The sequence below is a fragment of the Siansivirga zeaxanthinifaciens CC-SAMT-1 genome, assembly GCF_000941055.1.
GTDB lineage: Bacteria > Bacteroidota > Bacteroidia > Flavobacteriales > Flavobacteriaceae > Siansivirga > Siansivirga zeaxanthinifaciens.
Genome location: NZ_CP007202.1, coordinates 1,023,087 through 1,042,168 on the forward strand (window position 1 = coordinate 1,023,087; position 19,082 = coordinate 1,042,168).

The following is a 19,082-nucleotide window of genomic DNA, read 5'->3' on the forward strand; positions in this document are numbered from 1 at the left end:
ACAAATAATGGTTTGTAAATGATTAATTATAAACGGAAATTATAAATAAAAAAAGAATGAGCGACGCTTTAAAACACGAATGTGGTATTGCAGTAATTAGACTTTTAAAACCACTAGAATTTTATAAAGAAAAATACGGAAGTGCTTTTTATGGAGTAAATAAAATGTATTTACTCATGGAAAAACAGCACAACCGCGGTCAGGATGGTGCTGGTTTTGCCAGTATTAAATTAGATACCAAGCCAGGTGAGCGTTACATAAGTCGCGTACGTTCTATAGCACAACAACCCATTCAAGATATTTTTGCTCAAATAAACCAGCGCATAAATAAAGAAATGGTTGAACATCCAGAATATGTAAATGATGTAGCGGCTCAAAAGAAAAACATACCATATATAGGAGAAGTTTTATTAGGCCACGTTAGATATGGAACTTTTGGAAAAAACAGCGTAGAAAGTGTACATCCGTTTTTAAGACAAAACAACTGGATGCACAGAAACTTAATTATGGCAGGAAACTTTAACATGACCAATGTTAAAGAGTTATTTGCTAACTTAATTACGCTGGGGCAGCACCCAAAAGAATATACCGATACCATTACCATTATGGAAAAAATTGGTCATTTCCTGGACGATGCTGTTAGTAAAATTTACAAACAAGTTAAAAAAGAAGGCTACAATAAAATGGAGGCATCTCCATTAATTGCAGAACGATTAAATGTTGCTAAAATTTTAAAACGTGCAGCTAAAAACTGGGATGGTGGTTATGCTATGGCAGGACTTATTGGTCATGGTGATGCCTTTGTTTTAAGAGATCCAGCAGGTATTCGTCCGGCTTATTATTATAAAGATGATGAAGTTGTTGTTATAGCTTCGGAGCGTCCGGTAATTCAAACCGTTTTTAATGTAAAATTTGAAGATGTTAAAGAATTAGAACCAGGACATGCCATTATAACTAAAAAATCTGGCGCTGTATCTATTAAGAAAATTTTAGAGCCGTTAGAAAGAAAATCTTGTTCGTTTGAACGTATTTATTTCTCTAGAGGAAGTGACGCCGAAATTTATAAAGAGCGCAAAATGTTAGGTAAATTATTAATGCCTAAAGTTCTTGAAGCTATAGATAATGATACAAAAAACACGGTATTCTCATACATTCCAAATACGGCTGAAACTTCGTTTTTTGGTATGATTGAAACGGCTGAAGCTGCTCTTAATCAAAAGAAAACGGCAGCCATATTAGAAGGTCAGCATTCTTTATCGCCCGAAAAAGTTACCGAAATTTTAGAGGAGCACACCCGAATAGAAAAAATAGCAATTAAAGATGCTAAACTTAGAACTTTTATTACCGAAGACAGCAGTAGAGACGATTTGGTTGCTCACGTTTACGATATAACATACGGTGTAATAAAACCAACCGATAATCTTGTAATTATAGACGATAGTATTGTTAGAGGTACCACTTTAAAAAAGAGTATTCTAAAAATGCTGGACCGTTTAGGACCTAAGAAAATTGTGGTAGTTTCGTCGGCACCACAAATTCGTTATCCAGATTGTTATGGTATTGATATGGCTAATTTAGAAAGCTTAATAGCTTTTAGAGCTGCTTTAGAACTTCTTAAAGAAGCTGGTAATTTTGGTATTGTTGAAGAGGTTTACAAAAAATGTATTGAACAAACAGATTTAGACGATAAACACGTACAGAATTTTGTTAAAGAAATTTACGATCCGTTTACAGACGAGCAAATTTCTGACAAAATAGCCGAGCTTTTAAGTCCGGATAATATTAAGGCAGAAGTTAAAATAATTTTCCAGCCGGTAGAGAATTTACACAAAGCTTGTCCGGAGCATTTAGGTGATTGGTATTTTACTGGAAATTATCCTACCGTGGGCGGAAATAGAGTGGTAAATAGAGCCTTTATTAATTATTACGAAGGCAATAAAGAACGTGCTTATTAATTTAGAATATAATAATATTTTAACTGTTAAAATATTGATATAATATTTTTTAGAAATTCAATATTCACTTTGTCGGAAAAAAAAGTATTTTATCTAATAAATAATTGAGTTATCCAAATTAAATATACATTAGCAGAACCATAACATAAGTAGGTTAAGTTCATGGTAGATTTGGGGCAAAAAAAGGTGAACGCTAGTTCGCCTTTTTTTATTTCTAATAAGTTGTAATTATTTCAATTTTAACCACTTACGCGTTAAAAAATTCCCTTTAAACTTTATTTTAAGTAGTTTAACCGATATATTTCTGTAACAACCTGTAAGGTATTAATTTTATCATTACCATAACATAAGTAGGTTAAGTTCATGGTAGATTTGGGGCAAAAAGGTGGACATCTGTTCACCTTTTTCATTTTTATATGTTTTTAAAATTTGAAACTATAAAAACACGTATATCTTGAAGGCTAATTTAAAGTTAGTCGCACGCGTTAGGGATAGAAACGGCATCCTTTTTAAATAGCCTTTGCTTTTAAAAGCAAAGGCTATTTAAAAAGATATAGTGTATAGCCCGACCCCAACCTGCACGCAGTTTAAGGTTGGGGTAACGCCCAAAAAAAAAAGCAAGCTCCATAAGAACTTGCTTTAATTATATATTGTGTGAACGTGTTTATTTCGCTGCTGCGTAACGCTTTTCTACTTCGTTCCAGTTAATTACATTAAAAAATGCATTAATATAATCTGGACGACGGTTTTGGTAATTTAAATAGTAAGCGTGCTCCCAAACATCAATTCCTAAAATTGGTGTGCCTTGGCATGTTACACCTGGCATTAATGGATTGTCTTGGTTTGGTGTAGAACATACTTCTACTTTTCCGCCTTTGTGAACACATAACCAAGCCCAACCTGAACCAAATTGTGTTGCTGCTGCTTTTGCAAATGCATCTTTAAAGGCATCTACAGAACCGTATGCTTCGATAATCGCATCTTTAAGTTCGCCAGATAAATACCCTTTTCCTTCTGGATTCATAACGCTCCAGAATAAAGAATGATTAAAAAATCCGCCACCGTTATTTCTAACTGCGCCATTTGACATATCTAAATTGGTTAAAATATCTTCGATAGATTTTTCTTCTAAATCGGTTCCTGCAATGGCATTATTTAAGTTGTTGGTATATCCTTGATGATGTTTTGAATGATGTATCTCCATAGTACGTGCATCGATATGAGGCTCTAAAGCGTCGTATGCATATCCTAATTCTGGTAATTCGAAAGCCATAATGTATTGTTTTTTTATGATTAATATTTATTTCTTGTTCAAATTTACGCATAATACGCATCAATTAAAAATAATTAATTGTTATCAAATCATTGATAGTTTTTATCTTGTATGCAAAATTGAACTTTTATGCCCTATAAACACCCGTTTTCTGTCTATAATGCCTCGGCTGGTAGTGGTAAAACTTTTACGTTAGTTAAAGAATATTTAAAAATTTTATTTGAATCGGAGAGAACCGATCATTTTAAACGCATATTGGCAATTACCTTTACTAATAAGGCTGTTGCCGAAATGAAAGAACGTATTATAGACACCTTAAAAGATTTTGCCGATGAAGCTATTTTAAGTTCTGAAAACGATATGTTTAAAAGCATTTGTAGCGAATTAAAACTTGAACCTGGTTTGTTACATGAAAAATCGAAGGCTATTTTAAACACCATCATGCATAATTATGCCTCGTTTGATATTTCTACTATTGATGGCTTTACACATAAAATTATACGAACATTTGCCCACGATTTAAAATTGCCTTTAAATTTTGAGGTAGAATTAGACCAAGAGGCCTTACTTAATGAAGCGGTAGATAGTTTAATTGCAAAAGCAGGAAGCGATGAAGCACTTACCAATGTATTGGTTGATTTTGCTATTGAAAAAGCCGATGATGATAAAAGCTGGGATGTTACTCTAGACTTTAATAAAATTGCAAAATTACTGGTAAAGGAAAATGATATTGGATTTATTGAAACCTTAAAACATAAAACGCTAGAAGATTTTAATACGCTTAAAAAACAACTAATAAAAGAAATAAAGACGCTAGAAACCCAAATTATAGAAACTGGTAGCAGTGCTATAACATTAATACAAGATGCCGGATTAGATTTTAAAGATTTTAATAGGGGTTCTTTACCTAAATATTTCGAAAATTTATCTAACAAAAATTTTGATGTTTCGTTTGACAATAATTGGCAGGAAAACATAGAGACCAGTGTCTTATACCCAAAACGCGTTTCGGGTGATGTTGCCTCAACTATAGATAACCTTCAGCCCCAGCTAGCCCAAATGTTTAAATTGAGTAAAACGGGCATTTTTCACCTTAAATTTTTAAAGGCTTTTTATAAAAATATAACGCCATTATCGGTTTTAAACATTATAAATAAAGAATTACAACATTTAAAAGCCGAGCAGAATAAAATGCTTATTTCTGAATTTAATACCATTATTAGTCAAGAAATTAAAAACCAGCCAACACCTTTTATTTACGAACGTTTAGGTGAAAAATTTAAACATTATTTTATTGATGAGTTTCAAGACACCTCAATGCTACAATGGCAAAATTTAATTCCGTTAATTGATAACGCACTCTCTACAGAAAATGGCACCGCGATGTTGGTTGGAGATGCCAAACAAGCCATTTACAGATGGCGTGGCGGAAAGGCCGAACAGTTTATTGATTTGTTTAATGATACCAATCCGTTTCAAATAGAAAAACAATTAGAAAAGCTACCTACCAACTACCGCAGTTTTAAAGAAGTGGTTGCTTTTAATAATGGCTTTTTTAATTTTCTGGCAAATGAAGCTTTTAGCAACCAAACGCATCGAAATCTTTACGAAAATGCTTCTCAAGAAATCAATAAAAACAGTGCTGGTTATGTAGATTTATTATTTATTGATTGCGAAAAAGAAGACGATAAAACCGAGATTTATTGTGAAGAAGTTTTAAAGACTATACAAACTAATTTAGACAGTGGTTATAAACTAAGTGATATTTGTGTTATTGTTAGAAAGAAAAAAGATGGTGTTGCCATTGCCAAATATTTAAGCAAAGAGCATATTCCTATTGTTTCTTCTGAAACTTTACTTTTAAATAATGCTCCAGAAGTTGTTTTTGTCAATAATATTTTAACCTTATTATTACAACCAAAAAACAATCAAGTAAAAGTAAAAATACTCGATTATTTGAGTGAATTATTTCACATAGAAAACAAACATGATTTTTTTATTTCTCATTTAAATCTTCCTCTGGAAAAATTCTTTACAAGCTTTGAAGCCTTCAATGTTTATATTTCCTCAAAAGGACTCACACAAATGGCTTTGTATGATTTAGTGGAAACCATTGTTAGAAGTTTTAACCTCATTGAAAAACCAAATGCGTACATTCAATTTTATTTGGATATCGTTTTAGAGTTTACACAAAAAAAAGGATCGGATATTCGGGCATTCTTAGATTATTTTGAAAAGAAAAAAGATAGTTTGTGTGTAGTGTCGCCAAAAGGACAAAATGCGGTTCAAATTATGACCATTCATAAATCTAAGGGATTAGAATTTCCAGTAGTTATTTTTCCTTTTGCCGAATTAGAAATTTACAAAGAGATAGAACCTAAAGAATGGTTTCCTGTAGATAAAGATGTTTACAACGGCTTTTCACATACCTTAGTAAACTACAACAGCGACTTTGAAAAGTACGGCAACGTTGGAATAGAAATTCACCAAAGACACCAGGCAGAACTGGAGTTAGACAATTTAAACCTATTGTATGTTGCCTTAACCCGGGCCGTAGAGCAATTATATATTATTTCCAGTAAAGATATTACTGCTAAAGGTGATGCCAATGCAAAAAAATTTTCAGGGTTATTTATAAATTATTTACAGAATTTAGGTGTTTGGTCTGACTCGCAATTACACTACACCTTTGGCACGTGTGAAAAAACATCAGAATCGAATTTTAAATCAAGGATGACATCGTTTCAGAATGAGTTTATTTCAACTGCAAAAGAAACTCATAACATTAATATTATTACAAAATCGGGCTTACTATGGGATACTAATCAAGAATTAGCCATGGAAAAAGGAAATCTTGTACATAATATATTGGCAAAAATAAATTCAAGTCATGATATTGAACCAACTTTAAACGAATTTGTTTTTAAAGGCATTATTAACAACAAACAATCTCAGGCATTAAAACCCATAATACTGTCGATTGTATCCCATCCAGAATTATCGCATTTGTTCAACGAAAAACACATCATATTTAACGAACGGGATATTATTACTAAATCAGGAGAAATAATACGGCCAGACCGCCTTGTTTTTACCAACAATAAAACCATCCATATTGTAGATTATAAAACTGGTTTAGAAAATTATAAGCATATAAATCAAATATTACATTATAAAGATGTTTTACAAGGCATGAACTACAGCGTTGAAAGTGCTATTTTAGTCTATATCAACAAAGAAATACAAATAATTAAAGTATAAACTGTTAAATTTCTTTGATAAAAATTAAAAAACAACTGTTTATTCTTACAATAATATTAAGATTTAAATGCACTTAAAAATTAAAAAACATTACAAAAAACGTTGAAAAACCTAGGAAACATTAAAAAAACTTCAAAAAAAGAGTTCAAAAACGCTATGTAAAATCATTCTGAACAAAGCCAAAAATTAACTAAACATGATTTTTTTTATATATTTGTCTTTGTTAATAAAATTTAACAACTTACTTTTGTTTACAATTAACACTTAAAAATTAAACTTTTGAATATGAAAAATCTTAGCAGATTATTGTTCGCTATGTTGCTTGTACTTGGTTATAGCAACGCTAATGCGCAAGACAAAAACAACCCTTGGCAAATTACTATTGGTGTAAACGCAGTGGATTTTTATCCAACTGGTGAAAACGCTCCTCTAGGAGAGTATTTTGATGAATTTGCAAATGTTACAGATCACTACAACATTTTACCATCTTTATCAACTATCTCGGTGTCTAAATATTTAGGAGGTGGTTTCTCTTTTGGAGCAGCTGGTTCATTAAATAAAATTGAAAAATTTGGAGATTCAACTGTAGATGATTTATCGTACTATGGAGTTGATGGTATCATTAAATACAACTTTTTAAATGGTACAACTATCGATCCTTACTTAGGAGTTGGTGGTGGTTACTCTTGGGTTGATGAAATTGGAGCTGGTACTGTTAATGGTACTTTAGGTTTCAATATCTGGTTCTCTGAAAACATAGGTTTAACCGTTCAGTCTACTTACAAACATTCTTTCGAAGATTTCTTAGACAAACATTTCCAACATACTGCTGGTATTTCTATCAAATTTGGTGGATCTGATACTGATGGTGATGGTATTTTTGATAAAGATGATGCTTGTCCAGATGTTCCTGGTATCGCTGCATTCAACGGATGTCCTGATACTGACGGTGATGGTATCGAAGATAGCAAAGATGCTTGTCCTAACGAAGCTGGTTTAGATGAATTTAACGGTTGTCCTGATTCTGATGGTGACGGAGTTGCTGATAAAGATGATAAATGTCCTACTGTTGCTGGTTTAAAAGCTTTAGCTGGTTGTCCAGATGCTGACGGTGACGGTGTAACTGATGCTGACGATAAATGTCCTAACGAAGCTGGTCCAGCTGCTAACCAAGGTTGTCCTTGGCCAGATACTGACGGTGACGGTGTATTAGATAAAGATGATAAATGTCCTAACGTTAAAGGAACTGTTGCTAACCAAGGTTGTCCTGAAGTAACTGAAGAAGTTCAAAAATCTTTAAATGCTTACGCTAAAACCATCTTATTCGATACTGGTAAAGCAACTATTAAATCTCAATCTGCAGCTGTATTAGGTGACATCATTAAAATATTAAATGAGTACCCTAACTCTAAATTTACTGTAGAAGGTCATACTGATAGTGTTGGTAGCGAAACTCTAAACCAAAGATTGTCTGATGCAAGAGCTAACTCTGTAAAAGAATACTTAATTGAAAACGGTATTGATGCTTTCAGATTATCTGCACTTGGATACGGTGAGTCTAAACCTATCGATACTAACAAAACTAGTAAAGGTAGAGCTAACAACAGACGTGTTGAAATTAACTTAGCAAAATAATTAAAACTAGAATCTAGTTTTAAACAAAATAAGTTTTAGAAAAACGCTTCGGATATCCGAAGCGTTTTTTATTTTTATACAATGACAACATTCATTTTTGATGTTCTTACCGAATTAAAAAAGAACAACAACACGATTTCCGAATTAACATTCGTGCTTCCTAGTAAGAGGGCTGGGTTATTTTTAAAGAACCAACTTTATAAGGTCTCAGAACAAACTATTTTTGCTCCTACTATTTTAAGCATAGAAGAGTTTGTTGAAAACATTTCAGAGCTTAAAACCATTACCAATACCGAACTGCTGTTCGAATTTTATAATACCTACCTTAAACTAACAAAAGATAGTCCCGATTCGTTTGAAGTATTTTCTAAATGGGCACAAATTTTACTTCAAGATTTTAATGAAATAGATAGGTATTTAATTCCGCAGGAAAACATATTTAACTATTTAAAAGCCATTCAGGAAATAAACCATTGGTCTTTACAAAAGGAACAAACAACTTTTGTAAAAAACTATTTAGCTTTCTGGAACAAACTTTACAGCTATTACCAAGAGTTTACTAAAGCTCTATTAACTCAAAAAAGCGGATATCAAGGCTTAATTTACAGAGAATCAACCAAGAATATAGATGCTTATATTAAAGCTAATTCTGAAAAAAAACATATTTTTTTAGGCTTTAATGCCTTAAACACTTGCGAAGAAACCATCATTCAAAAGTTACTAGAAAATAATTTAGCCGAAATTTTCTGGGATATCGATAAAACCTTCCTAAACAACAGTAAACACGATGCTGCTTTATTTACCAGACAACACAAAAAAAACTGGCCTTATTTTAAAACCAACCCTTTTAACTGGATTACTTCAAACTATACTCAACCAAAAACCATCGAAATTGTTGGTATTCCTAAAAACATTGGGCAAGCGAAATATATTGGAACCATTTTAAAAAATTTACATGAAAACGACCCAAAACTACAGAGTACCGCTGTAGTACTTGGTGATGAAAATCTGTTAATACCAACTTTAAATTCACTTCCTCAGGGTATTTCAGCTTTAAACATAACCATGGGGTTTCCATTAAAATCGATTCCTCTGGCATCGCTTTTTGATATTTTATTTGATATTCATAAAATCAGCTCAAGTAATTTTTACTATAAAAATGTTATAAATATCATATCCAACCAATACATAAAGCCTTTGTTTTATGTTGATGGTATCGATTATGCCTCATTAATTATTGAAACCATCGATACTAATAACATCATTTATGTGTCACCCGAGCGCTTAAAAAGCATATCTCCTGGTACAACAAAAATTATAGATTTACTATTTACCAACTGGGATAAATCTATCGATACGGCGCTAGAAAATTGCTTTGGTATTATAACTGCCATAAAAGAATTTTTAGACCAAGAAAAGGCCTCTAATTTACTTGCATTAGAATACCTCTACCGATTTAACGAACTGTTTAATGAATTATCCCGATTAAACTCAACCTACAAACACATTAAAGATATTTCTACCCTTTTTGGAATTTATAAAGAAGTTTTAAGTTCTGAAACTTTAGATTTTCAGGGAGAACCTTTACAAGGATTGCAGGTTATGGGAATGTTAGAATCGCGTGTTTTAGATTTTGAAACCGTTATTATATCATCTGTTAACGAAGGTATATTGCCATCCGGAAAAAGTAATAACTCTTTTATACCATTCGATGTTAAATTAGAAAACAAATTACCTACCTATAAAGAAAAAGATGCGGTTTATACCTATCACTTTTATCGATTATTACAACGAGCTAAAAACATTTATATCTTATACAACACAGAGGCAGATGTACTAACAGGAGGCGAAAAAAGCCGCTTTATAACACAACTGGAGTTAGAGAAAATTCATAACATACATCATAATATTATAGCTCCCGAGGTGCCTGTTATAAATAGAACTTTAAATGAGGTTAAAAAAACAGAGCATCTTATTAAAGAAATCGTAAAACTGGCCGAACGCGGATTTTCGCCATCTTCTTTGACATCTTACATTCGAAATCCTATCGATTTTTATTATCAAAAAATATTAAAAATTAAAGAACATGAAGATGTAGAGGAAACCGTTGCTGCCAATACTTTAGGAACGGTAGTGCACAATACACTAGAAGATTTTTATAAACCTTTAATAAATACCCAACTTAAAGAAGAAGACATAAAAAACTTAAAATCTAAAATAAATGAAACCGTAACAACTCATTTTAAACAGGTATACAAAGAAGGCGATATAACAAAAGGCAAAAACTTAATTATTTACGAAATTGCTAAGCGCTATGTGTCTAATTTTCTGGATTTAGAATTAGAAGAAATTAAGCGTGGAAGAAAAATAAAAATCATTGCCATTGAAATAGAAAATAAAGTAAGTATAGATATTCCCGGGCTAGATTTTCCTATTCAAATTACAGGAAAAGTAGATAGAATTGATGAATACGATGGAACAATTCGAATTATAGATTATAAAACTGGCCGTGTTGACAAAAGTGATGTTGAAGTTATTAATTGGGAAGACATCACAACCGATTACAAGAAATACAGCAAAAGTTTTCAAGTGCTTACTTATGCTTATATGATGCAACAATCGAATCATTTGAAATTTCCTTTACATGCTGGTATTATATCATTTAAAAATTTAAGTGAAGGTTTTATTGGGTTTTGTAAAAAAGATAAATCGGGTAACGGTGCTAATAAAAACTATTTCATTACCCCAGAAATTTTAGATGCTTTTAAAACAGAATTACAAGCGCTTATTTTAGAAATTTGTAACAAGAATATACCGTTTACAGAAAAAGAAGTATAAATGATTACTCAAGAACAATTTGTTATTCCGGGCTTACACAATAAAGACATTATAATTGATGTACATTATTCTGCGGTAGGTATCAATAAACCCATAATGGTATTTTGTCATGGCTACAAAGGTTTTAAAGATTGGGGTGCTTGGAACCTTATGGCTAAAACTTTTGCAGAAGCGGGTTTTTACTTTATAAAATTTAATTTTTCGCATAATGGCGGCACCATTAATCAACCTATAGATTTCCCAGATTTAGAAGCTTTTGGCCATAACAATTACATTATCGAACTCGACGATTTAAAAGCTGTTATAGATTGGATAGAGCATAATAACCATATTGAAAAAACAGCAAATATTAACGATATAAACTTAATTGGTCATAGCAGAGGTGGCGGAATTACTTTAATTAAAGCCGAAGAAGACAGCAGAGTAAAACGTGTAATAAGTTTAGCAAGTGTATGTGAATTTGCTAACAGAACTGCTCGCATTGAAGATCCTGAAGTTTGGAAAAAAAATGGGGTTGCTTATGTTGTAAATACCAGAACTAAGCAAGAGATGCCACATTACTATCAGTTTTATGAAACGTTTTTATTAAATGAAACGCGTTTAGATATAAAACGTGCGGTTTCTAATTTAAAAATACCGCATCTTATTATTCATGGAAATAACGACACAAGTGTTTCAATAAACGAAGCCGAAAATTTACATTTATGGAATGCTAAAAGTACTTTAGAAAAAATCGATGGCGCCAATCATGTTTTTGGAGCGACACACCCTTGGAATGACAAAAGTTTACCTAATCATTTAAAGGAAGTAATTAAAAAAATAATTGCTTTTTTAAACAATAATTAAACTACTATGACGAATCGTTACGATAACGGCGAAAAAATATATGTTGCGGTAGATTGTATAATTTTTGGTTTTGACGAAGGTGTTTTAAAACTCTTGGTGTTTAAAAGACTGGTGAATTATTTAAAAGATGAATTATCTCTTATAGGCAGTTTTATTAAACCAGACGAAAACGCCAATGAAGCTGCGCGCCGGGTTTTAAAAGAAATTACCGGACTGGAAAACATCTTCATGGAAGAACTAAAAACATACACCGATGTTGACAGAGATTCTGGGGCACGATGTATTTCTATTGCGCAATATTCGTTAATTCGTTTAGAAGATTACGATAAACAACTGGTAAAAAAACATGGTGCCCAGTGGTTTGAAATAAACGACCTTCCAAAACTAGTATTAGATCACGATGTTATGGTGCAAGATGCTCTAACACGCCTTCGAAATAAATCTAAATTTTACCCCATAGGTATCGAATTATTACCAAAACAGTTTACAATACCCCAGCTTCAAAACCTTTACGAAGTTATTCATCAAAAAAAATTAGATTCCAGAAATTTTAGAAAAAAACTATTGTCTTTAAATTTACTCATAGCCTTAAATAAAAAAGATAAATCAAGTTCTAAAAAAGGCGCTTTCCTTTATAAATTTGATTACAAAAAATATAAAAAACTAGAAGAAAATGGATTTAACTTTTCGTTGTTTAAATAATAATTTCGTTTGTTATTAATTTACATTAAAACATACAAAAAAAGACTTTCAATTTCTTGAAAGCCTTTTTATTACTAGTGGAGAAGATGGGATTCGAACCCACGACCTCTTGACTGCCAGTCAAGCACTCTAGCCAACTGAGCTACATCCCCAACTATTTTAATTCACTTAACACCAAAACTGGAATGTTACTTGAAAAATCTTTTTTCAAAATTACATTTTTTTCCCATTTTTTAGTAAAAAATCCTCTTTTTCGTCTAACAACACATAACATATCTGGATTATGCGATTGGTAATGCTCTAAAACACCCTGAAAAGTCGTGGCATTTTCGGTTTCTGTGATGTTTTCAACAACCGATTTTAAATCATCATTTAATTCAAAATCACCTTCATTATAATACGGTGTTTTAACTAATAATAAATTTACGACCGCTTTAAAATTCGCTTTTACCATTTTTAAAGGATCTAAAACATGGTCTTTTTTAATAATTGCCGACTTCATAGCTAACAACACATTACTTACCGGTTTAAAAGTGTAGCCTTCTGGCACTATAAGTGCTGGTATTTGGGTTTGTTTAATAATTTTACCAGATGTTTTTCCTAAAAACACCTCTTCTTTTATCGAGTTCGTTCTAGGCTCTACAATTATTAAATCAATATCACCTACTTTACAAGCCAATTCTAGAGTATCAATTAATTTACCTTTTAAGGTTTTAACAATAACCTCAACATTTTTTGTATCAATTTTAGAAACCAAATCATTTAAAAAAGCCCGGCTTTCGCGCTCTAAAATGTAATCGACTTTAATCATAGTACCCGCTTTTGTATAAACATTATAAACTTGTACTACATACAACTTAGCACCAAAAGCTTGAGCAAAATCTACAGCATATTGTAAATTGCTTAAGGCATTTTTAGAGGATCCAATAGGAACTAAAATATTTTTCATAGGTAACTTTTGTTTTGATTTTTATGTCTGTATGACCTCGTTATTACAAACGATTTCATAATTACAAAGATTGAAAGCTAAATTTAAGATAAATTTGTCGCAAAAGTAAAACAATTATATGATTCGGAAAGCAATCCTTTCAGATATTGACAAAGCTTTATTAATTACCAAAGCCTGTGCCCGTGAAATGATACATAACCATATTTATCAATGGAACGACGCATACCCCAATAAAAAAGCATTTGAAACCGATTTCAATCGCGACGAGTTTTACGTTTTAGAACATAATAACACCGTAATTGGCTGCATTACTATTTCTACTTTTATGGATGCAGAATACCATGATGTTCCATGGCTTACCCCTAACGATAATAATTTGTATGTACATAGGTTGGCGGTGCATCCTGAGCATCAAAATAAAGGCTACGCAAACGAACTCATGCAATATGCTGAAACTTTTGCACGCAAAAACAACTTTAATTCGGTGCGCTTGGATACCTTTTCTCAAAATCAGAAAAATTTAAGTTTTTACGAAAAAAGAGGCTATAAACGCTTATCAGAAATTTACTTTGAAAGGCAAAGCGCGTATCCGTTTTACTGTTACGAATTAGTACTATGACTAAAAAAATAAGTTTAAAACAAATTAATAAACTAGCCATACCGGCATTAATTGCTGGTATTGCAGAACCCATTTTATCTATTACAGACACCGCCATTGTTGGAAATATAGATGTTAACGCCACCGAATCGCTTGCTGCCGTTGGTATTGTAGGCACCTTTATTTCGATGCTTATCTGGGTGCTAGGTCAAACCCGAAGTGCCATTTCTTCTATTGTTTCGCAATACGTAGGCGCTAATAAAATTGACAAAATTAACGACCTACCAGCACAAGCTATTTTAATAATTACATCCTTAAGTATTTTAATTATCGCATTTACCTATCCGTTTACAAACAGTATTTTTAAATTATACAATGCTTCCAATTTAATTTTAGAATACAGTTCAAATTACTATAAAATTAGAGTTTTCGGATTTCCTTTTACTTTATTTAGCATAGCCGTTTTTGGCACATTTAGAGGTTTACAAAACACCTATTACCCCATGATTATTGCCATAATTGGTGCGCTACTCAATATTGTTTTAGATCTTGTTCTGGTTTTTGGAATCGATGGTTTTATACCCGCATTTAATATTGAAGGCGCTGCTTATGCTAGCCTAATCGCTCAATTTGTAATGGCTGCCTTTTCGGCCTATTATTTATTAAAAAAAACAAGCATTTCTTTAAAACCCACATTTCCCTTTAACAAAGAAATTAAAACATTCATACTCATCATTCTCAATTTATTTGTTCGTACACTGGCATTAAACGCGACTTTATACTTTGCTACACGATTTGCAACCGGCTATGGTCCCGAATATATTGCAGCATATACCATCGCAATAAACTTATGGTTTTTTGGAGCGTTTTTTATCGATGGTTATGCCAGTGCAGGAAATATACTTTCGGGAAAATTATTAGGCAGTAAAGATTACAAAACCCTAATAACATTAAGTAACAGCCTAATAAAATACGGTATTATTATAGGCGTTCTATTAGCTATGGTTAGTGGTGTTTTTTATTATCCGTTAGGACTTTTATTTAGCCAAGACCCAGCCGTATTAAACTTATTCTATAACACGTTTTGGATAATGCTCGCCATACAACCCATTTGTGCCCTCGCTTTTATTTTCGATGGTATGTTTAAGGGATTGGGCAAAGTAAGCTATTTACGAAACGTACTTTTATTCTCTACCTTCGTCATTTTTATTCCCTTATTATTTGGCTTAAATTATTTAGGCTATGGCTTTAATAGTATTTTTATAGCTTTCGCTTTGTGGATGGTCGCCCGAGGCATTCCCCTAATTATAAAATTCAGGAAAATGTATTTGCCACGCACTCAAAACCATTAACTTTGTGCCTTTAAAAAAATAAATATGAAACTATTAATGGGGTTTTTACAACAAGTTAAAATAGAAGAAAAACTAGAATTAGCTCCAAATAAAGCCTACGAAATTGGCGTATTTATAGGGTCTATGCTACCATTTTTAGTTTTAGTTATTTTAGCATATTTATTGTATCATTACAACAAAAAGAAAAATAATAAATAAATTTTAAGCATGGATTTTATGTCATTTTTAAGCGGAAACGGTTTGTTTCTAGTGTTAGCAATCGTACTAATAGTTGTATACGTAGTTAACAGAAAAAGAAAACGCTAACGGGTTTTTAACCAACCGGTTATACTTAAACGCTCGGTATTAACCGGTTTCACTTCGTGTTCAATAACCTGACTCTCAAAAATAACAATGCGCCCCGGTAGCGGATAAATTACTTTTTCTACCTCGGCCCCATTTTCGTTTAAATACAATACCAACTCGCCACCATTTTCTGGCAACCAACCATCTTCATTTAAATAACAAACAAACGATAACTTACGTCTGTCGTCATTTTGAAACGTATCAATATGGCGTTTATAAAACGTATCTTTAGGATATACCGCATAGTGAAATTCCTTGTGTAAAATCCCCATAAAACACGTTCGGTTTAAGTAAGCCACCAAATCGTTTATTTTTTTAAAAAACAAAGCTTCGGCCTCATTAATATGGGTTTCATCAATCCATAAAATTAAATCACCACGAATCGATTTAACAATCGTTTCATTAACGCGGTTGCCTATGGCCGCTTTCTTAAAAGCATCTTCCTCATGCTTATTAATAAGCGATTGCCTTAGTAAAACAACCTCTTCTTCAGAAAAAAAATTTTCAACAATACTAAATTGCTGCTTCGCGATATCCGCAATAATGCTTTCGTATAACGGATTTTCAACAAAATCAATAGCCTCAAAAAGATGACTCATAAGTAAATAGCATAAAACTACCTGTCCACCTCAGACAAAAGTGCGCAAATGTAATCTAAAAACAATTTGCTTTCACAAAATGAATATCTTTGTATAATAAAATTTATCCCAATGAGCTTTATTCGCATCACAAAACAATTTTCATTCGAAACCGGTCACGCCCTTTATGGTTACGACGGCAAGTGCAAAAACGTACACGGTCACAGCTACAAACTATCGGTAACCGTAATAGGCAAACCCATATCAGACACAACCAACGTAAAATTCGGCATGGTCATAGATTTTAGCGATTTAAAAAAAATTGTTAAAGAAGAAATTGTAGATGTATTCGATCACGCCACCGTTTTCAATAAAAACACGCCCCACGTCGAGCTTGCAAAAGAACTCCAGGAGCGCGACCACAACGTCCTTTTAGTCGACTACCAACCCACCAGTGAAATGATGGTTATCGACTTTGCCAAAAAAATTAAAAAACGCCTTCCCGAACACATAGCCTTACACTCCCTAAAACTTCAAGAAACCGATACCTCTTTCGCCGAGTGGTACGACTACGATAATATTTAGGGCGTTACCACAAGGGTCGGGCTTTCGCAAGTCGCTCTCTTCGAGGAGCTCCAACAATTGCTCAATCCCTAACGCACAAGCAGCCATGAACATTTCTAAAAAAAATAGTTAGCACATAAACTGCTAATTTATTTATATTTACAACATGCAAATTCCAAAAGGAAAAAAAATATATTTCGCCTCCGATAACCATTTGGGCGCTCCAACAAAAGAAGCCTCCAAGCCGCGCGAAAAAAAATTCGTAGCCTGGTTAGACACCATAAAACAAGACGCAGCAGCCATTTTTTTAGTAGGCGATCTTTTCGATTTTTGGTTCGAGTACAACACCGTTATCCCAAAAGGATTTACACGTACCTTAGGCAAACTTGCCGAAATATCCGATGCCGGCATTCCCATCTATTTCTTTGTTGGCAATCACGATTTATGGATGAATGGCTATTTCCAAGACGAACTAAACATTCCCGTATACCACCAACCAAAAGAATTTACCTTTAACAACAAAACCTTTTACATAGGACATGGCGATGGCTTAGGCCCCGAAGACAAAGGCTATAAACGCATGAAAAAAGTATTTACAAACCCCGTTTTTAAATGGCTTTTTAAATGGTTGCACCCCGACATCGGAATAAAAATTGCCCAATACCTATCGGTAAAAAACAAACTCATTTCTGGAGACGACGATGCCACTTTTTTAGGCGAAGATAACGAGTGGTTGGTTCAATACTCGAAAGAACAATTAAAAGAAAAACACCGCGATTATTTTGTTTTTGGCCACCGTCATTTACCCTTGGAAATCGCATTAAACAACAACTCAAAATACATTAATTTAGGCGATTGGATACAGTATTACACCTACGGAGAATTTGACGGTGAAAACCTCCAATTAAAAACCTATTAAGCTTCGTTTTCGTGAGCCTCTAAATCTTTGGTTAAATCTAATTTTCTAAAGGTTGGCGACACCAATCCTGTTGTTACCACCGTAATTAAAGTCATGGTGCCACCAAAAACCACGGCCGTAACAGCGCCCATTAATTTAGCCGTTAAACCACTTTCAAAAGCACCCAATTCGTTGGACGACCCCACAAACATCGAGTTAACAGACGATACACGACCACGCATATTATCGGGCGTTTTTATTTGTAAAATGGTTTGGCGTATAACCATAGAAACCCCATCGGTCATGCCACTAAAAAACAAGGCCAACACCGATACCCAAAAAATGGTCGATAAGCCAAAAACAATAATACAAACACCAAAACCAAAAATGGCAGCCAACAGTTTCATACCCGCATTTTTACTTATTGGAATATAGGCCGTAACCAACATGGTAATAAAAGCACCAACAGCTGGGGCTGCTCTTAACACACCAAAACCTTCGCTGCCAACCTTTAAAATATCCTGAGCAAAAACAGGCAGTAAAGCAATGGCGCCACCAAATAAAACGGCAATCATATCCAGGGTCATAGCTCCTAAAATAGCCTTGGTTTTAAACACAAAGCGCACGCCTTCTTTTAAACTTTCAATAACAGGTTCGCCAATTTTAGGATTTAAAATAGGCTTCGGTTTTATTTGTAATAAAATAAGAAACGACAAAACTATCAATCCAAAAATAATGCATAAAGACCAATGCACTCCTAACCAACTAATAGAAAAGCCTCCAAAAGCAGGCCCTAAAACCGATGCCATTTGCCAGGTAGAACTATTCCAGGTAGCCGCATTGGGATAGGCTTTTTTTGGAACAATTAAAGCCACTAACGAAAAAATAGTGGGCCCAAAAAAGGAACGTAAAAAGCCTCCAAAAAACACTAAGGCATAAATACTGTATAAAATGGTTTGAGTAGGCCAGTCGCTCACCACTTTTGGCCAGGTAAGTAAAAAGAGTCCTAAACTTATTAAAGAAAAAGCAGCAATGCATTTAGCCAGTAAATTTCGTTTTTCTTTTTGGTCTACAATATGCCCTGCGAACAGCGCCATAGTAAAAGCCGGAATTATTTCCATTAAACCTATAACACCCAAAGACAACGGATCTTTTGTGATGCTGTAAACCTGCCATTCTATAACAATAAATTGCATAGACCAGCCAAAAACTAATACAAACCTTACCAGTAAGAATATATTAAATTCTTTAAACCGGAGCGCGGCATACGGGTCTTTTTGAGCCATTT

The 19,082-nt window shown here is 33.2% G+C and carries 15 protein-coding genes and 1 tRNA gene; 11 read left to right on the plus strand and 5 right to left on the minus strand.

What is annotated here, in order from left to right; genetic code table 11:
• Window positions 1–56 precede the first annotated feature (56 nt).
• Window positions 57–1,955 (plus strand): amidophosphoribosyltransferase, encoded by a 1,899-nt coding sequence (locus AW14_RS04605; protein ID WP_044637750.1) that lies wholly within the window; start codon window positions 57–59, stop codon window positions 1,953–1,955.
• Window positions 1,956–2,619: 664 nt separating this feature from the next.
• Here AW14_RS04605 and AW14_RS04610 read toward each other — a convergent pair.
• The gene (locus AW14_RS04610; RefSeq protein WP_044637751.1) at window positions 2,620–3,228 is read right to left on the minus strand and encodes a superoxide dismutase; all 609 of its coding nucleotides are present in this window, start codon (window positions 3,226–3,228) and stop codon (window positions 2,620–2,622) included.
• A 129-nt stretch (window positions 3,229–3,357) separates the two neighbouring features.
• Between AW14_RS04610 and AW14_RS04615 the strand changes: the two genes are divergently transcribed.
• The 5 genes from AW14_RS04615 to AW14_RS04635 all read left to right on the plus strand — a co-directional run bounded on the left by AW14_RS04615 (window position 3,358) and on the right by AW14_RS04635 (window position 12,510).
• Window positions 3,358–6,489 carry a UvrD-helicase domain-containing protein gene (locus AW14_RS04615; protein WP_044637752.1) on the plus strand — a complete coding sequence of 1,044 codons (3,132 nt, stop codon included), beginning with the start codon at window positions 3,358–3,360 and terminating at the stop codon, window positions 6,487–6,489.
• A gap of 285 nt (window positions 6,490–6,774) precedes the next feature.
• Complete coding sequence (locus AW14_RS04620; RefSeq protein ID WP_044637753.1) at window positions 6,775–8,124, plus strand: OmpA family protein; 1,350 nt, start codon at window positions 6,775–6,777, stop codon at window positions 8,122–8,124.
• Window positions 8,125–8,205: 81 nt separating this feature from the next.
• Window positions 8,206–10,962: a PD-(D/E)XK nuclease family protein gene (locus AW14_RS04625; protein ID WP_044637754.1), complete on the plus strand. Its 2,757-nt coding sequence runs from the start codon at window positions 8,206–8,208 to the stop codon at window positions 10,960–10,962.
• Window positions 10,963–11,808, plus strand: a complete 846-nt coding sequence (locus tag AW14_RS04630) for an alpha/beta hydrolase family protein (protein ID WP_044637755.1) — start codon at window positions 10,963–10,965, stop codon at window positions 11,806–11,808.
• 6 nt (window positions 11,809–11,814) lie between these two features.
• A complete protein-coding gene (locus AW14_RS04635) occupies window positions 11,815–12,510 on the plus strand; it encodes an NUDIX hydrolase (protein ID WP_044637756.1) in 696 nt (231 codons plus the stop codon).
• A 78-nt stretch (window positions 12,511–12,588) separates the two neighbouring features.
• Here the strand turns inward: AW14_RS04635 and AW14_RS04640 are convergent.
• Both AW14_RS04640 and AW14_RS04645 read right to left on the minus strand, forming a co-directional pair.
• A tRNA-Ala gene (locus AW14_RS04640) sits at window positions 12,589–12,662 on the minus strand.
• Between the two features lie 2 nt (window positions 12,663–12,664).
• On the minus strand, window positions 12,665–13,459 hold the full coding sequence (locus AW14_RS04645) for a universal stress protein (RefSeq protein WP_044637757.1): 795 nt from the start codon (window positions 13,457–13,459) through the stop codon (window positions 12,665–12,667).
• A gap of 118 nt (window positions 13,460–13,577) precedes the next feature.
• On the opposite strand from AW14_RS04645, the gene AW14_RS04650 reads away from it, so the two are divergent.
• The 3 genes from AW14_RS04650 to AW14_RS14820 are packed head-to-tail and all read left to right on the plus strand — an operon-like array spanning window position 13,578 to window position 15,607.
• Window positions 13,578–14,078: a GNAT family N-acetyltransferase gene (locus AW14_RS04650; protein WP_044637758.1), complete on the plus strand. Its 501-nt coding sequence runs from the start codon at window positions 13,578–13,580 to the stop codon at window positions 14,076–14,078.
• Complete coding sequence (locus AW14_RS04655; RefSeq protein ID WP_044637759.1) at window positions 14,075–15,409, plus strand: MATE family efflux transporter; 1,335 nt, start codon at window positions 14,075–14,077, stop codon at window positions 15,407–15,409. The genes AW14_RS04650 and AW14_RS04655 overlap by 4 nt, the downstream gene beginning before the upstream one ends.
• A gap of 24 nt (window positions 15,410–15,433) precedes the next feature.
• Window positions 15,434–15,607 (plus strand): hypothetical protein, encoded by a 174-nt coding sequence (locus AW14_RS14820; RefSeq protein ID WP_154662119.1) that lies wholly within the window; start codon window positions 15,434–15,436, stop codon window positions 15,605–15,607.
• A gap of 104 nt (window positions 15,608–15,711) precedes the next feature.
• Here AW14_RS14820 and AW14_RS04660 read toward each other — a convergent pair whose 3' ends face one another.
• Entirely contained in the window at window positions 15,712–16,353 is a 642-nt protein-coding gene (locus tag AW14_RS04660; protein WP_044637760.1) for a 2OG-Fe(II) oxygenase, read from the minus strand.
• Window positions 16,354–16,464: 111 nt separating this feature from the next.
• Between AW14_RS04660 and AW14_RS04665 the strand changes: the two genes are divergently transcribed.
• A complete protein-coding gene (locus tag AW14_RS04665; RefSeq protein ID WP_044637761.1) occupies window positions 16,465–16,917 on the plus strand; it encodes a 6-pyruvoyl trahydropterin synthase family protein in 453 nt (150 codons plus the stop codon).
• Window positions 16,918–17,062: 145 nt separating this feature from the next.
• A complete protein-coding gene (locus tag AW14_RS04670; protein WP_044637762.1) occupies window positions 17,063–17,815 on the plus strand; it encodes a UDP-2,3-diacylglucosamine diphosphatase in 753 nt (250 codons plus the stop codon).
• On the opposite strand, the gene AW14_RS04675 is transcribed toward AW14_RS04670, so the two are convergent.
• Window positions 17,812–19,080, minus strand: coding sequence for an MFS transporter (locus AW14_RS04675; RefSeq protein ID WP_044637763.1), 1,269 nt, complete (start codon window positions 19,078–19,080; stop codon window positions 17,812–17,814). The genes AW14_RS04670 and AW14_RS04675 overlap by 4 nt on opposite strands.
• Window positions 19,081–19,082 lie beyond the last annotated feature (2 nt).

Bases quoted from the DNA above. Each gene is read 5' to 3' on its own strand.
- AW14_RS04620 (WP_044637753.1), top strand. From the start codon at position 6,775: ATGAAAAATCTTAGCAGATTATTGTTCGCTATGTTGCTTGTACTTGGT.
- AW14_RS04610 (WP_044637751.1), bottom strand. From the start codon at position 3,228: ATGGCTTTCGAATTACCAGAATTAGGATATGCATACGACGCTTTAGAG.
- AW14_RS14820 (WP_154662119.1), top strand. From the start codon at position 15,434: ATGAAACTATTAATGGGGTTTTTACAACAAGTTAAAATAGAAGAAAAA.
- AW14_RS04645 (WP_044637757.1), bottom strand. From the start codon at position 13,459: ATGAAAAATATTTTAGTTCCTATTGGATCCTCTAAAAATGCCTTAAGC.
- AW14_RS04675 (WP_044637763.1), bottom strand. From the start codon at position 19,080: ATGGCTCAAAAAGACCCGTATGCCGCGCTCCGGTTTAAAGAATTTAAT.
- AW14_RS04650 (WP_044637758.1), top strand. From the start codon at position 13,578: ATGATTCGGAAAGCAATCCTTTCAGATATTGACAAAGCTTTATTAATT.
- AW14_RS04625 (WP_044637754.1), top strand. From the start codon at position 8,206: ATGACAACATTCATTTTTGATGTTCTTACCGAATTAAAAAAGAACAAC.
- AW14_RS04605 (WP_044637750.1), top strand. From the start codon at position 57: ATGAGCGACGCTTTAAAACACGAATGTGGTATTGCAGTAATTAGACTT.
- AW14_RS04670 (WP_044637762.1), top strand. From the start codon at position 17,063: ATGCAAATTCCAAAAGGAAAAAAAATATATTTCGCCTCCGATAACCAT.
- AW14_RS04655 (WP_044637759.1), top strand. From the start codon at position 14,075: ATGACTAAAAAAATAAGTTTAAAACAAATTAATAAACTAGCCATACCG.
- AW14_RS04665 (WP_044637761.1), top strand. From the start codon at position 16,465: ATGAGCTTTATTCGCATCACAAAACAATTTTCATTCGAAACCGGTCAC.
- AW14_RS04615 (WP_044637752.1), top strand. From the start codon at position 3,358: ATGCCCTATAAACACCCGTTTTCTGTCTATAATGCCTCGGCTGGTAGT.
- AW14_RS04630 (WP_044637755.1), top strand. From the start codon at position 10,963: ATGATTACTCAAGAACAATTTGTTATTCCGGGCTTACACAATAAAGAC.
- AW14_RS04635 (WP_044637756.1), top strand. From the start codon at position 11,815: ATGACGAATCGTTACGATAACGGCGAAAAAATATATGTTGCGGTAGAT.
- AW14_RS04660 (WP_044637760.1), bottom strand. From the start codon at position 16,353: ATGAGTCATCTTTTTGAGGCTATTGATTTTGTTGAAAATCCGTTATAC.